The organism is Neorhizobium sp. USDA 3394, from assembly GCF_056280385.1.
Genome location: NZ_JBWCDU010000001.1, coordinates 3,800,679 through 3,815,212, shown reverse-complemented (window position 1 = coordinate 3,815,212; position 14,534 = coordinate 3,800,679). Strand labels below are relative to the sequence as shown.

Below are 14,534 nucleotides of genomic sequence, written 5' to 3'. Positions count from 1 at the left end.
CTGAAACATCAGGGTGTGACCAATGAACCAGTCAGCATTGATTCGTCCGGATTGGACGCCGGCAACCATCGCTCTCATGGTGCTCGGCTTCGTCGTTTTCTGGCCTCTCGGCCTTGCCATGCTCGCCTACATCATCTTCGGGGACAGGCTGCGCGGCTTCAAGCGCGATGCCAACGACCGCGCCGATCGCATGTTCGCCGGCTGCCGTCGGGCGAAGTCCCGTTACAACACGCATTTCACCACGGGCAACGTCGCCTTCGACGATTGGCGCAAGACCGAGATCGACCGGATCGAGGAAGAGCGCCGCAAGCTGGACGAAATGCGCGAAGAGTTCGACAACTATGTGCGCGAACTTCGCCGCGCCAAGGATCAGGAAGAGTTCGATCGCTTCATGCGCGAGCGGCAGAACCGCTCTTCCGGCCAGAACCCGGTTGTCGACCTCTGATCCTCCCAAGGATTCACGTGAAACGTGATGGAAAGCCGGCGTCCGTGAGGCGCCGGCTTTTTTATGCAAGGGAATCGGCTAGAAAGGGTCCATGTTCGCGCTTCTGAAAAAGCCAGTTCGCTCCAAACCGAAACCGCTCGAAACGGTGAAGCGGACCCTTGCTGTCGGTGATCGGGCGATGCCGCTGACGATCAGGGAAAACCGCCGGGCCACCCGCATCACGCTCCGGATCGAACCCGGCGGCCGCGCGCTCAATCTCACCGTGCCGGCCGGTCTGCTGACGCGCGAGATCGACGATTTCCTCGACCGGCATCAAGGCTGGCTCCTCACCAAGCTTGCGAAATTTTCGGCCGACAATCAAATTCGACCTGGCGGACGCATCGCCTTCCGCGGCGTGTCCCACCGGATCGAGCATACCGGCACGCTCCGTGGCCTTACCGAAGCGGTGATGGTCGACGGCGAACCGGTGCTGAGGCTGAGCGGCCTTGAAGACCATATGGGGCGCCGGCTCTCCACCTTCTTCAAGAAGGAGGCGCGCAAGGATCTCGAAGTCCTGGTCGCCCGCCACGCCGCCGCCATCCGCAAGCCGATCAAGTCGGTCTCCATGAAGGACACCCGTAGTCGCTGGGGGTCCTGCTCCTGGGACGGAAACCTCAGTTTCTCCTGGCGCATCGTCATGGCCCCGCCTCTGATCATCGACTATCTTGCTGCCCATGAAGTGGCGCACCTGAAGGAGATGAACCACGGCCCGAAGTTCTGGGCGCTGTGCAAACAGCTCTGCCCGCGCATGGAAGAAGCGCGCAAATGGCTGAAACAACACGGTTCGCAGCTGCATGCGATCGACTTCGAGTAGGAGGCCGCCTGTAGGCCCCCGGTTAAACCCGAAGATGACGATCTTGGATGTTATAGCTCTAGCGACCACAAGGCTCCCGCTCCTTGGCCATCCGCCGCCCTCACCGTCGTCGTCCTCGGGCTTGGCCCGAGGACCCATGCTCCAAACGCGGCACCCCACCCGCTATGATTTGCCTCGACTCCGGCGGAATTTCATGTCAATCCGCACGTCATGAAACCTGATATCAAGATCTGCGGGTTGAAGACCCCCGAGGCAGTCGATCGCGCCGTGGCGCGGGGCGCCTCGCATATCGGCTTCATCTTTTTTGCCAAGAGCCCGCGTTATGTCGAACCGGACCTGGCTGGAGACCTCGCCGATCGAGTCCGAGGACGGGTCAAGCTCGTCGCGGTGACGGTCGATGCCGATGACGAGGAACTCGACGACATCGTATCGATGGTGCGGCCGGATATCCTGCAACTGCATGGCAACGAGAGCCCGGAACGGGTACTGCAGGTGAAGGCGCTCTTCGGCCTGCCGGTTATGAAGGCCTTTTCCGTAAAGGAAGCTGGCGATCTTGACCGGGTTGATCCGTATATCGGCGTCGCTGACCGTTTTCTCTTCGATGCCAAAGCTCCCGCCGGCTCGCAACTGCCGGGCGGGAACGGCATTTCCTTTGACTGGAGCCTGATGGCTTCCCTTGACGAGGGCGTGGATTACATGCTTTCGGGAGGATTGAACAAGGATAATGCCGCCATCGCCCTCAAATCGACGCGGGCAAGCGGTATTGATCTATCGTCCGGCGTGGAAAGCGCGCCGGGTATCAAGGACCTTGGAATGATCGATGCGTTTTTCGACGCCCTTGCAGATGCGGGTCGGAAAAGCGCGTGAGGGAGTAGACAGTGAACGAGACGCCAAAACCCAATTCGTTCCGTTCCGGCCCCGACGAGGATGGCCGTTTCGGTATTTTCGGTGGGCGCTTCGTCGCCGAGACGCTGATGCCGCTGATCCTGGATCTCCAGGGGGAATGGGAAAAGGCGAAGAACGATCCGGCCTTCCAGAAGGAACTGGCTGATCTCGGCACCCATTATATCGGCCGCCCGAGCCCGCTCTATTTCGCAGAGCGCCTGACCGAACATCTCGGCGGCGCCAAGATCTATTTCAAGCGCGAAGAGCTGAACCATACCGGTTCGCACAAGATCAACAACTGCATCGGCCAGATCCTGCTTGCCAAGCGCATGGGCAAGACCCGCATCATCGCCGAAACCGGCGCCGGCCAGCATGGCGTTGCCTCCGCGACCGTCGCCGCCCGTTTCGGTTTCCCCTGCGTCGTCTACATGGGCGCAACCGACGTCGAGCGCCAGGCGCCGAACGTTTTCCGCATGAAGCTCCTCGGTGCGGAAGTCATTCCGGTGACCGCCGGCAACGGCACGCTGAAGGACGCCATGAACGAGGCTTTGCGTGACTGGGTCACCAATGTCGAGGATACCTATTATCTGATCGGCACGGCTGCCGGCCCGCATCCCTATCCGGAACTCGTCCGCGACTTCCAGTCGGTGATCGGCAAGGAAGCGCGCGAGCAGATTCTCGAAGCCGAAGGCCGGCTGCCGGATATGGTCATCGCCGCCGTCGGCGGCGGTTCGAACGCGATCGGCATATTCCATCCGTTCCTGGATGATGCGGACGTACAGATCGTCGGCGTCGAAGCCGGCGGCCGCGGCCTTCAGGGTGTCGAGCACTGCGCCTCGATCACTGCCGGCGCGCCGGGCGTGCTGCACGGCAACCGCACCTATCTGCTGCAGGATCATGACGGCCAGATCCTCGAGGGCCACTCGGTCTCGGCTGGCCTCGACTATCCGGGTATCGGCCCGGAGCACAGCTGGCTGCACGATATCGGCCGTGCGGAATACGTGCCGATCATGGACCAGGAGGCGCTTGACGCCTTCCAGGTCCTGACGCGCCTCGAAGGCATCATCCCCGCGCTGGAGCCGAGCCATGCCCTGGCAGAGGTGATCAAGCGTGCGCCCAAAATGCGCAAGGACCAGATTATCGTGATGAACCTCTCCGGTCGCGGCGACAAGGACATCTTCACCGTCGCCAAGATTCTCGGAATGGATATGTGACATGACCGTTCGTATGGACAAACGTTTCGCGGCCGTGAAAGCTGAAGGCCGCCCCGCTTTGGTCACCTATTTCATGGGTGGCGATCCGGATTTCGACACCTCGCTCGGCATCATGAAGGCGCTGCCGGGTGCTGGTTCCGATATCATCGAGCTCGGCATGCCGTTTTCCGATCCGATGGCCGACGGCCCGGCGGTCCAGATGGCCGGCCAGCGTGCGCTGAAGGGCGGGCAGACGCTGTCCAAGACGCTCGATCTCGCAGCCAGGTTTCGCGAAACCGACAACGACACCCCGATCGTGATGATGGGTTATTACAACCCGATCTACGTCTATGGCGTCGACAAGTTCCTGGACGATGCGATCGCGGCTGGCATCGACGGCCTGATCGTCGTCGATCTGCCGCCGGAAATGGATGACGAACTCTGCATCCCGGCGCTCGCCAAGGGCATCAACTTCATCCGCCTCGCCACACCCACGACGGACGACAAGCGCCTGCCGACGGTTCTCAAGAACACGTCCGGTTTCGTCTACTACGTCTCGATGAACGGCATTACCGGTTCCGCCCTGCCGGACCCGTCGCTGATTGCCGGCGCTGTCAAACGGATCAAGGGACATACGGACCTGCCGGTCTGCGTTGGTTTCGGCGTCAAGACCGCCGATCACGCCAAGGCGATCGGTGCTTCTGCCGACGGCGTTGTCGTCGGTACCGCAATCGTACAGCAGATTGCCGGCAGCCTCACCAAGGACGGCAAGGCCGGCCCGGACACCGTCGCCTCGGTGGTGACCCTGGTTCGTGGCCTGGCGACCGGCGTTCGCGCCGCCCGCCTTGTTGCTGCCGAATAGTTTCCCACATTAGGCTTGAGTTAATCGGGAGTACGCCAAGTGAACTGGATCACCAATTACGTCCGGCCGCGCATCAACTCCATGCTCGGTCGTCCCAACCGGGACGTTCCGGAAAATCTCTGGATCAAGTGCCCGGAGACCGGGGAAATGGTCTTCCATAAGGATCTGGAAGAAAACAAGTGGGTCATCCCCGCTTCCGGCTTCCACATGAAGATGCCTGCCAAGTCCCGTCTCGTCGATCTCTTCGACAGCGGTGTCTTCGAAGCGTTTCCGCAGCCGAAGGTCGCCCAGGATCCGCTGAAATTTCGCGATTCGAAGCGTTACGCCGACCGCCTGAAAGACAGCCGCATCAAGACCGAGCAGGAGGACACGATTCTGGCCGGCCTCGGCGAGGTCCAGGGCCTGAGGCTCGTCGCTGTCGTGCATGAATTCAACTTCATCGGCGGCTCGCTGGGCATGGCGGCCGGCGAGGCGATCGTCCGCGCCTGCGAACGGGCCGTGACCGAAAAATGCCCTCTGGTCATTTTCCCGGCCTCCGGCGGCGCGCGCATGCAGGAAGGCATCCTGTCGCTGATGCAGCTTCCCCGCACCACGGTCGCGGTCGACATGCTGAAGGAAGCAGGTCTGCCCTATATCGTCGTCCTGACCAACCCGACGACCGGCGGCGTCACGGCCTCCTACGCCATGCTGGGCGACGTCCATATCGCCGAACCGGGCGCCGAAATCGGCTTTGCCGGCAAGCGGGTCATCGAGCAGACGCTGCGCGAAAAGCTGCCGGAAGGTTTCCAGACGTCGGAATACCTGCTGGAGCACGGCATGGTCGACATGGTGGTGAAGCGCCACGACATTCCGTCCACGCTGGCCAAAATCCTGAAGATGCTGACAAAACAGCCTGTCCAGGAAGCGCTCCCGGCGCCCATCGCGCTCAGCGCCTGACCGAAAGAGAGTATCAAGAGCCGGAGCGGCGGGATGACGACCATGAACGAGCCCGTTGTGAGCGAGGCGGAACGGGAAATCGACAGGCTGATGACCCTTCATCCGAAGGGTTTCGATCTTTCGCTCGACAGGATCACTCGCCTGCTCGAACTGCTCGGCAATCCGCATAGGAAGTTGCCGCGCGTCATCCATGTGGCCGGCACCAATGGCAAGGGCTCCGTGACGGCCTTCTGCCGCGCCCTGCTTGAGGCGGGTGGTTATGCGACGCATGTCCACACGTCTCCGCATCTCGTCCACTGGCATGAACGCTACCGGATCGGCGTCAAGGGCGGCCGCGGCCAGATCGTTGGCGACGAGATGCTGGCAGATGCGTTGCGGCGCATCGCGGCGGCCAATAACGGCCAGATGATCACCGTCTTCGAAATCCTGACGGCCGCGACCTTCCTGTTGTTCTCCGAACAGCCGGGCGATGCGGTGATCCTTGAGGTCGGCCTTGGCGGCCGCTTCGATGCCACCAACGTCATTTCCGATCCGGCCGTTTCGGTCATCATGCCGATCTCGCTCGATCACCAGGCCTATCTCGGCGATCGGGTCGAGCTGATTGCCGCTGAAAAGGCGGGGATCATGAAGCGCGGCCGCCCGGTCGTCATCGGCCACCAGGAATTTGAAGCGGCCCGCGACGTGCTGGTGTCGACCGCCGAACGGCTCGGCTGTCCGACCGCCGTCTACGGCCAGGAATTTTCGGCCCATGAGGAATTCGGCCGGCTGATCTACCAGGACGAATTCGGCCTTGCCGACCTGCCGCTGCCGCGTCTGCCGGGCCGCCACCAATACGCCAATGCCGCCGCCGCCATCCGCGCCGTCAAGGCGGCCGGCTTCACTGTCACCGAGGCGATGATGGAAAAGGCGATGGCGACGGTCGAATGGCCGGCCCGCCTGCAGAAGCTGACCGAAGGCAAGCTCCTGGAATATGCGCCGGACGGCTCGGAGATCTGGCTGGATGGCGGGCACAATCCCGGCGCCGGCGAGGTGATCGCCGAGGCAATGGCATCCTTCGAGGAACGCCAGGCTCGGCCGCTCTACATCATTGCCGGAATGATCAATACCAAGGATCCGATCGGTTATTTCCGCGCCTTTGCCGACATTGCTGAACATGTCTTCACAGTGCGCATCCGCGGCAGCGAATCGGGGCTCGACCCCGTGGTTCTCGCCCACGCCGCATTCGATGCGGGCCTGGTGGCCGAACCCGCCGGCTCCGCGGCCGAGGCATTGCAGGAAATCACCCGCCGCCAGGTACCGGGCACTCCGCCGCCGCGCATCCTGATCGGCGGTTCGCTTTATTTCGCCGGCAATGTGCTTGCCGACAACGGCACCCCGCCGACCTGACCGCAAAGGCTGCGATAGACACAGAAAAAGCCCGGTTGCAGGGAACAGCCGGGCTTTTTTATGCGGGCATGCGACTGGAAGTTAGGCGGCGCTGGAAATCCAGGCCGAAAGGGCAGTCTTCGGAGCGGCGCCAACCTTGATGTCGGCGACTTCACCGCCCTTGAACATGGCAAGCGTCGGGATCGAGCGCACGCCGAACTGGGCAGCCAGTTCAGGATTTTCGTCGATATTCAGCTTGACGACCTTCACCTTGCCGGCGAGCTCGTTCGAAATTTCTTCGAGGCTCGGACCGATCATTTTGCACGGGCCGCACCATTCAGCCCAGAAATCCACGACGACCGGCTGAGCGGAATCGAGGACTTCGGTCTGGAAGTTGCTGTTATCGACTTTTACGGTAGCCATAGGGCACTCCTTCACGATTCTCTGTTGGCATAAATGTGAGCTTCCCGCTCAAAGTTTTCAATGGCCGCTATCTCACTTTGTTTTGAGTTCCGCAAGCGAGCGTGACAGCAGGCCCGGTGGCAGCGACATGACTTGCGCCGACTCGGTATAGACCAGCACGCATTCAAATTCCTTTGCCGGATAAAGCGGTTTCAGGATCTCGCGATAGATGGCGAGCTGGGCGCGATGCGAGAGCGGCACGTCCTCCGCGGTCTTCGGCGGCACGCGATTGGTCTTATAGTCGAGAATGATTACCCGGTCTTCGGTCACCACCAGCCGGTCGATGCGGCCCGAAATCGCATAGTCGCGGCCCTCGAGCGCCAGCGTGCCCATGATGGAAACTTCCGACTGGCTGCGCTCGGAAAAGACCGGCCCGAGTTCGGCATGCGAAAGCACCGACATGACGCTGCCGACGAGCTTTTCGCGCTCCGCGGCCAGCCAGAAACGGGCGGCGCGGTCCGCATACCGCCGTGCGGCATTGGCGCGGTCAGGCTCGGCAAAATCCGTCAGCATCTGCAGCATGCGGTGGACCAGCTTGCCCTTCTGCAGCGCCAGCCCCGCACTGCCTTTCTGCTCGGTGGCAAACAGCGGCGAGGTGACGATCAGATCGTCCGCGTCGTCGTCGACCATCGTTCCTGCACCGGAAGGGCTGAGCGGCCGCGGCAGGATTTTCTGGGCCGGTAGGGGGCGGGAAAGGGCCGTGGGAAGCGGCCGCTTCTCGGCTGCTGCTGCCTCCTTGTGCGCCGCCTTCGGTGTTTGTCCGGGAACTGCCGGAAGCCGCCACTTGAAGCCGCCCCATTGGCCCTCGGACCCATGGAATTCCGCTGGGCTGCAATGATGCTCGTCGGCGGCAAGCGCCTTGGAAATCATCGACTGCCAGGTGTCCGGATTGTCGATCTTGCCGCGATAACCGCAGACGATCAGCCGGTCGGCGGCCCGCGTCATGCCGACATAGAGCAGCCGGCGATATTCTTCTTCCGTCGAGGTCCTGATCCGGTCGTCATCGGCTGATGTCAGCGCATTGGTCAGCATCTTGCCCGGCACCCAGGCCGGTACATCCTCGCCGCGAATCCGAAGCAGCCGGAATTTCGGCACATGCGAGGAAATGAAAGCCTTCGAGCCGCTGTCGACAAGAAACACGACTGGCGCCTCCAGGCCTTTGGAAGCGTGCACGGTCATGATCCGCACCTCGTTGCGGCCGCCATCCTGCTCGCGCTTCACCTCCGGCGATTCGATCTCCAGGGTCGAGATGAAGGCCTGCAGGCCTGGCAGTCCGCTGGTCTCGTGGTCGAGCGCGAAGGTCAGGAACTCGTCGAGAATATCGCCCGCCTCGGTGCCGAGCCGGCCAAGAAATTTTCGCCGTCCGCCCTGCGCCCCGAGAATCCGGGCAAACAGATCATGCGGGCTGAGCTGCCGCGAAAGGGCAAGCAGGTGCTGGAGCCGGTCGGCTGCATCGCGGAACCGGAGCGGCTGTTCCTCGCTCAGACGGTTGAGCTGCGCCCAGGCACTGGTGTTCTCGGCCCGCAGTGCCGCGACTTCGAAGACATCCTCCTCGGAGAGATTGAAAAGCGGGCTCTTGAGCAGTGCGGCCAGCGAAAGATCGTCCTGCGGCAGCAGCAGGAAACGGCCAAGCGCCAGAAGATCCTGCACGGCGATATGGCTAGTCAGCCGCAGCCGGTCGGCCCCGGCGACGGGGATGTTGTCGCGGCGTTTCAGCGCCCGGGTCAGCGCGTTGACGAAAGCATCGCGTTTCCGGACCAGAACGAGGATATCGCCGGCTTCGATCGGCCGCTCGACGCCCTTTTCGATGATCGTTTCCTTGGCGATCATCTCCTCGATCCGGTTGGCGATCCGGCTTGCGAGAATGGCCGACGGCGCCTTGTCGGGCGTCGAATCGAACGGCGCGGTCCAATCCTCCTCCTGTTCGGAGACTTCCGGCACCACCACATCCCAGAGATCGACTGCGCCCGGATGGCCGATCCGGTTGGAGCGGTGCTGCACCGGCTCGCCAAGCGCGCTGAGGCCGCGAAAATTCTCTTCGAGCGAAAACACCTGGTCGACGGCCGCGAGCACATCGGCCGTGGAGCGGAAGGAAAGCGGTAGCCGCACCGAGTGGAAGGCTTGGTCGCTGGCCCGCACCCGCTTCTCCGTCTCGCTGCGTTCCTCCGCGAAGCGCTCCGGCCGGGCGCCCTGGAAGGAATAGATCGACTGCTTTTCGTCGCCGACCGCAAAGATGGTGCGGCGGGTCTCGCGAGCGCTGGCCCCGGAATAAAAATCTTCGGCGAGCGACTTGATCACCGTCCACTGGATCGGGCTGGTGTCCTGCGCCTCGTCGACGAGGATGTGGTCGATGCCCTGGTCGAGCTTGTAATGCACCCAGGCGCCGACGCCGTCGCGAGTCAGAAGATCGGCGGTGCGGGCGATCAGGTCCTCGAAATCGAGCAGGCTGCGCTGTTTCTTCAAGTCCTCGTAGTCGTCGTTGAGCCGTTGCGCCAGCGTCAGCGCCGCCTTGGTGGCGAGGAACATCCTGACCAGCCGCAGCCGGTCGCGACAAGCGACAACATGGGCGCGGGCGGCGACCACGGCATCGGCCAGTTCCGGCGCGGTCGTCGTCATCGCCTTGGCGATCAGCGAGCTGTCGGCCTTCGGCTTGCCCTCGCGGGTGAGAAAGATCTGGTCGAGATGCTGGGCCCGCTTCAGGACATCCGGTTCCTTGGCGACAAGACGGAGACCATAGGCCACGTCCGTGACCTTCTGGCCGCCCTTCTGGTCGGCGAGCGCGAGATAGAGATCGAGCGTCAGACCGGAGAGGCCGGGCAGGGGCCAGTAGCCGGCGGCAATGCTGTCTTCCGTATCGGCCGGGCCGAGCGCGAGGGCGCGTTTCAGCTCGACGCCGATGCCGCCATGGCGTTCCGCATGGGTTATGAAGCGGCGGATGGCGGTGCGCTTGGCAATGATATCGCCGAGCAGTGTTTCGAGCCCGAATTCGTCCCCGAGATCCAGCACGTGCGCAAAGGCTTCCGCGAGCACCGGTTCTTCTTCCGCAGAGGTCGCCGTCAGCAGCGAACGGCGCGCGTCGGCAAGCAGGGCGGAGGCGGCGCGGTCATCGAGCACGGAAAAATGCCCCGCGACATTGGCTTCGAGCGGAAACTGATGCAGCAACGCTTCGCAGAAGGCATGAATGGTCTGGATCTTCAGCCCGCCCGGCGTCTCCAGCGCCTTGGCGAACAGTCTTCGCGCTTCGGCAAGCTTGAGGGAATCCGGCTCGGCACCTTCGATGCCGGCGATCTTCCTGCGCAGTTCGTCATCGGAAAGCACCGTCCATTCCGAAAGCCGCTGAAAGACACGGTTCGACATCTCCGATGCCGCCGCCTTCGTGTAGGTCAGGCAGAGGATCGACGAGGGCCGGCAGCCGGCGAGCAGCAGCCGGATGACCCGCTGGGTCAGCACATGCGTCTTGCCGGAGCCGGCATTGGCCGAAACCCAGGCGGAACTTATGGGATCGGAGGCAAGCGATTGCTGCACCGTCGTCCAGTCGATCCACTTGATCGGATCGTCGCCCTCGGGAGCCAGATCATTCATCGGCTTCCGCCTCCTCGTCGTCGGCCGTCGACCATTCGGCCACGCGGGCGAGGTGGTCGTATTCGCCGCCGAAATCATTCTGCGCCATCGGCACGAGGCGGGATGCGAAGCCGGCTTCGCCATTGCGCAGCGTGATCACGAACCGGGTCAGCTGTTCGAGCGATTCGTCGGCCAGATCGATCGCCGATTTCGGCTGTCGCTTGGCCGTCGCGCTCGAACCCTCGTTGTTGACCTTGTCCTCCCGGAACCGGTCGCCGGGGCGCAGCCGGACATAGAGCAGATTGTCCGGCGTCAGCGGACCGGCATCCCTGAATGCGCCCGCCCTCAGGGCCGCCGCTTCGAGGCCAAGCTGCGGATCGAGCAGCGCCCGGGCCTGGGACACGGAGGGGCTGAGGCCGGTCTTGTAATCGACGAGATCGGCAAGGCCGGAGCCCTTGATGTCGATCCGGTCGGCAATGCCGGTGACGCGGATGCCGGCAGGCTGGAGCTCCCAACCCGCCCCGACCTCCGTCATCGTTTTGCGGATATCCGGCGCGCGCTCGACCTCCCAATCCAGGAAGGCACGGGCGACTTCGACAAAACGCGGCCGCCAGACGCGATCGATATGCGGCGGCAACTGCTCCGCGTCGAATAGTTCCTCGGTGATCCGACGCATCGCCTCTTTTGCCGCAGGCGTGCCGGGCTTGTGGCCTTCGCGCGTATAGCGGTCGATGATCGCGTGATAGAGGGTGCCGCGCTCCGACGCGCCGGGATCGCGGTTGAACGGATCGAGTGGATCGAGCTTCAGGATGCGGCGGGCATAGATGGAATAGGGGTCGCGGCGCAGGCGACCCACCTCGCTGAAGGAATATTTCACCGGCTGCCGATCTGCCGGTGGCTTCGGGGCTGGGCGTTTGGAGACCGGCTGGTTTTCACCGGCATCGATCATCGACGCCCATTCCCGATACTTGTTGCCGCGTGCCTTGAGCTCGTCGGCGAACTGCTTTCCGCCCAAGGCCAGCAGCCTCTGCAGCCAGCGCGAGGCGACGGTCGGCGTCGAGCCCTGGCGCGTCGAGCGCGACAGGATGAGATGCCGTGTGCCGCAGGCCATTTCGAAGTCGTGGGCAAGCTGGCCGATCCGGCGCTCCGGCGGCTCCAACCCCATGTCGGTCTTCATGGTGCGGGAAAGGAACGGGTTGTTGACCGTCTGGCCCGGCCAGGAGCCTTCATTGAGTCCGCCGAGAATCATCGTATCGACGCTCTGCAACCGGGCTTCCAGCGTACCGAAGATGAAGATGCGCGGATGGCTGAGCGAACGGGGCTTTACGGCCTCGCCTGTTGTCAGCGCCATGACGATGTCGATCCATTGCGGACCGTCTGCCTCCATCTGCCCGTCGGTCTCCATGACTTCGGACAGCAGCCCCGCCAGCCGTTCGCCGGCCTCGCCTGACCACAGCGCCGCGAGGTTCTGCCGTTCGTCGATGCAGATCGCTTCCAGCGCGCGGCCCGTACGTTCGGCCCAATCGGACAGCGGGAGTTTTGCAGTCAGGCCGCGCCCATCCGGTCGGCGGCGGACGAGGGCGGAAGCGAGTGGCTCGACGGCTTTCGCCAACCGCCGGGCAAGGTCGCGGGCTTTATCGGCCGCATCTGATGGCAGCGACAGCCGCCAGTGCGGTGCGTGCCTGTCTTCGAGCTGCGCGGCAAGCTGGGTTTCGAGCAGCGGTTCCAGCGCCGAAATGTCCATGTCGCCGATGCCGCCGCGCAGCGCCAGGATTTCGAGCGCTTCGACCGCTGAACGCAGATCTTCAGCTGGCAGGCCGAGCCGCATCAGCGGGTGCTTGATCAGCGCGACGATCGCCACGGGATCACCGGGTCGCAGCGTCGCTTCGAGCAGCAGCTGGGTCAGCGTGCCCTGCGGCGTGCCGGACAGCGGTGAACCGGCGGAATCGTCGGCAAGCAGGCCGAAACGGGAAAGCTCGGCGGTCACCCGGCGGGCGAGCGCACGATCGGGCGTGATCAGCGCCGCCTGGCTCTCGCCGCCATTCTTGCCCGGCTGTTCGAGCGCCAGGCGCAGCGCGATGGCGATCGCCACGGCCTCCTCGCGTTCGTTCGAGGCCTCAATCAGCGAGACGTCGGCAAAGGCCTGGGCGAGGAGGCCGGGATCTGCGCTGTCCCGCCACGTGCTCCAGCGGTCGGTCGCCTTGGCGGGCACCAGCGCCTGGGAGAGCGCTTCGGCGCGGAAGGTGAGATCGTCGGGCACCTCGCCGAGCACTTCTACGTCTTCCCGCATTACGCCGAGTTTTTTGAGCAGGCGCGACAGGCCGAATTGCGAATGGCTGCGGCTTGCGGGTTCGGGTTTGCCGTCGAAAGCCTCTTCGCCGATCATCGCCCACTGATCCGCCGGCATCGAAAGGTCGAGTCCCGGCAGCACGACGGTGCCATTGGGAAGGCTGGAGATCGCGGCGATCAGGTCGGCGGCGGCCGGCACCGAGCCGGTCGAGCCGGCGACGATCACCGGGCCTTTATGGTCTCTCAGGGAAATCCGCCGGGCCTCGCCGCGCAGGATCGCCGCCTGATGTTTGGCCGGCGAAGAACGGCGCAGTTCTTCAAGGCGCAGCGGCCAGAAGGCGCTGGCGATCGACAGGAATTCGGCGGTCAGCTGCCACCAGAGCGCATGTTCGCCGGTATCGAGCTTTTTGAGATCGGCCCAGTCGCGTTCCTCGGTCTCCACTGCGTCGATAAGCTCGGCAAGCGCCCGAGCGAGCCAGATGGCATCGGCTGGGCTGGCGGGCGCGACGAGCGGTGATTCCGAATGCACGTCGAGCACGATTTTCGGAAGCTGGTTACGCCAGGCAAGGATCAGCCGGCCGAGCTCCAGCAGCCGGGCTGTGCCGCCGATCGGCAGCGCCAGGTCCATCTCTTCGGGCGCCACGAGGTCGAAATAACCGCTGTCGTCATCGGTTTCGCCGAGCGGCCGGATAACCGGCAGGATCGCCGAGCGGCCGCCGAGCAGATCGACGAATTCCGAGCGCAGCACGCGGGCAGAGCGGCGCGTCGGCACATAGATGGTCACGTCGGCAAGCGAAAGCGGGTCGGACGCATCGTAGTGAAAGGTTTCGTTGAGCCGGCCGTCGCAGAGCGCGGCTGCCACGGTCTTGAGGAACGGCGCTCCGGCGGCAATCGAGAAGACCCGCTTCTTGCCGGATAGGGTGGTCATGCCTCCACCGGATAGCGTGCGATCACCGCTTCGGCTTCCGGCAGCGCTTCCGGCGTGCCGACGGTGATCCAGTGGCCGTCGAGCATGGTTCCGTAGAGCCGGCCGCGGGCGATCGCCTTGTCGAAATAGATATTGATGTTGAAGGCATCAGACGGAGCGTCATCCAGAAAGGACGGGCTCATCGCGAAGGCGCCGGCATAAACGACCGGGTTGACCGGATCGTCGCGGTAGCGCCTCAACCTGCCATCCGTATCCATCCCGAAATCGTTGACGCCATTGTGCCCGGTCGTGTTGTCGATATCGACGCAGAGCATCGCGATGTCCATGCGCTCAGGGTCGAAGAATCCGGCCAGGTGCTGCAGGTTGGTCGGCTTGCCCGGTGTCTCGCCGATCCAGAAGAGGTCGGCATTCATGACGAAGATCGTACTGCGGTCGAGAAGCTTCAGCCCCTTCACGATACCGCCGCCATTGTTCATCAGCGCATCCCGCTCATCGGAGATCAGGATTTCGAGGCCTTTATAAGCGGCAAGATGCGCCACCATCTGATCGGCGAAATGGTGCACGTTGACGACGGCGCGCTCGACGCCGGCTTCTTTCAGGGAATCCAGCACGTAATCGATCATCGGCTTGCCGGCGACCGGCACCAGCGGCTTCGGCATCGTGTTGGTGATCGGCCGCATACGGGTGCCGAGCCCTGCGGCAAGCACCATCGCCTGTTTGATGGGCGCGCGTTGAATGGTCATCGGGAACCGTAA

General features: G+C 63.5%; 11 protein-coding genes. 7 read left to right on the top strand and 4 right to left on the bottom strand.

What is annotated here, in order from left to right:
* Positions 1-22 precede the first annotated feature (22 nt).
* The 7 genes from ACZ9EJ_RS18850 to ACZ9EJ_RS18820 all read left to right on the top strand — a co-directional run bounded on the left by ACZ9EJ_RS18850 (position 23) and on the right by ACZ9EJ_RS18820 (position 6,560).
* Positions 23-445, top strand: coding sequence for a DUF2852 domain-containing protein (locus ACZ9EJ_RS18850; RefSeq protein ID WP_046635584.1), 423 nt, complete (start codon positions 23-25; stop codon positions 443-445).
* A 91-nt stretch (positions 446-536) separates the two neighbouring features.
* On the top strand, positions 537-1,298 hold the full coding sequence (locus ACZ9EJ_RS18845; RefSeq protein ID WP_046641940.1) for a M48 family metallopeptidase: 762 nt from the start codon (positions 537-539) through the stop codon (positions 1,296-1,298).
* A gap of 210 nt (positions 1,299-1,508) precedes the next feature.
* Entirely contained in the window at positions 1,509-2,165 is a 657-nt protein-coding gene (locus tag ACZ9EJ_RS18840) for a phosphoribosylanthranilate isomerase (RefSeq protein WP_046641941.1), read from the top strand.
* 11 nt (positions 2,166-2,176) lie between these two features.
* Positions 2,177-3,397, top strand: a complete 1,221-nt coding sequence (trpB, locus tag ACZ9EJ_RS18835; RefSeq protein WP_046635581.1) for a tryptophan synthase subunit beta — start codon at positions 2,177-2,179, stop codon at positions 3,395-3,397.
* A 1-nt stretch (position 3,398) separates the two neighbouring features.
* A complete protein-coding gene (trpA, locus tag ACZ9EJ_RS18830) occupies positions 3,399-4,238 on the top strand; it encodes a tryptophan synthase subunit alpha (protein WP_046635580.1) in 840 nt (279 codons plus the stop codon).
* A gap of 39 nt (positions 4,239-4,277) precedes the next feature.
* Positions 4,278-5,174 (top strand): acetyl-CoA carboxylase, carboxyltransferase subunit beta, encoded by an 897-nt coding sequence (gene accD, locus ACZ9EJ_RS18825; protein WP_046641942.1) that lies wholly within the window; start codon positions 4,278-4,280, stop codon positions 5,172-5,174.
* Between the two features lie 33 nt (positions 5,175-5,207).
* The gene (locus ACZ9EJ_RS18820) at positions 5,208-6,560 is read left to right on the top strand and encodes a bifunctional folylpolyglutamate synthase/dihydrofolate synthase (RefSeq protein ID WP_046635578.1); all 1,353 of its coding nucleotides are present in this window, start codon (positions 5,208-5,210) and stop codon (positions 6,558-6,560) included.
* Positions 6,561-6,641: 81 nt separating this feature from the next.
* On the opposite strand, the gene trxA is transcribed toward ACZ9EJ_RS18820, so the two are convergent.
* From trxA to ACZ9EJ_RS18800, 4 genes are all read right to left on the bottom strand, one after another.
* The gene (gene trxA, locus ACZ9EJ_RS18815; RefSeq protein ID WP_007770439.1) at positions 6,642-6,962 is read right to left on the bottom strand and encodes a thioredoxin; all 321 of its coding nucleotides are present in this window, start codon (positions 6,960-6,962) and stop codon (positions 6,642-6,644) included.
* A gap of 72 nt (positions 6,963-7,034) precedes the next feature.
* Positions 7,035-10,583, bottom strand: coding sequence for a double-strand break repair helicase AddA (gene addA / locus ACZ9EJ_RS18810; protein WP_046641943.1), 3,549 nt, complete (start codon positions 10,581-10,583; stop codon positions 7,035-7,037).
* On the bottom strand, positions 10,576-13,779 hold the full coding sequence (gene addB / locus ACZ9EJ_RS18805) for a double-strand break repair protein AddB (RefSeq protein WP_046641944.1): 3,204 nt from the start codon (positions 13,777-13,779) through the stop codon (positions 10,576-10,578). The genes addA and addB overlap by 8 nt, the downstream gene beginning before the upstream one ends.
* A complete protein-coding gene (locus ACZ9EJ_RS18800; protein ID WP_046641945.1) occupies positions 13,776-14,522 on the bottom strand; it encodes a nucleotidyltransferase family protein in 747 nt (248 codons plus the stop codon). Before ACZ9EJ_RS18800 ends, addB begins: the two co-directional genes overlap by 4 nt.
* Positions 14,523-14,534 lie beyond the last annotated feature (12 nt).

What these genes read in the sequence shown, in the direction of transcription:
- ACZ9EJ_RS18850 (WP_046635584.1), top strand. Translation starts at nt 23, where the DNA reads ATGAACCAGTCAGCATTGATTCGTCCGGATTGGACGCCGGCAACCATC.
- ACZ9EJ_RS18845 (WP_046641940.1), top strand. Translation starts at nt 537, where the DNA reads ATGTTCGCGCTTCTGAAAAAGCCAGTTCGCTCCAAACCGAAACCGCTC.
- ACZ9EJ_RS18840 (WP_046641941.1), top strand. Translation starts at nt 1,509, where the DNA reads ATGAAACCTGATATCAAGATCTGCGGGTTGAAGACCCCCGAGGCAGTC.
- trpA (WP_046635580.1), top strand. Translation starts at nt 3,399, where the DNA reads ATGACCGTTCGTATGGACAAACGTTTCGCGGCCGTGAAAGCTGAAGGC.
- ACZ9EJ_RS18820 (WP_046635578.1), top strand. Translation starts at nt 5,208, where the DNA reads ATGACGACCATGAACGAGCCCGTTGTGAGCGAGGCGGAACGGGAAATC.
- trxA (WP_007770439.1), bottom strand. Translation starts at nt 6,962, where the DNA reads ATGGCTACCGTAAAAGTCGATAACAGCAACTTCCAGACCGAAGTCCTC.
- addA (WP_046641943.1), bottom strand. Translation starts at nt 10,583, where the DNA reads ATGAATGATCTGGCTCCCGAGGGCGACGATCCGATCAAGTGGATCGAC.
- addB (WP_046641944.1), bottom strand. Translation starts at nt 13,779, where the DNA reads ATGACCACCCTATCCGGCAAGAAGCGGGTCTTCTCGATTGCCGCCGGA.
- ACZ9EJ_RS18800 (WP_046641945.1), bottom strand. Translation starts at nt 14,522, where the DNA reads ATGACCATTCAACGCGCGCCCATCAAACAGGCGATGGTGCTTGCCGCA.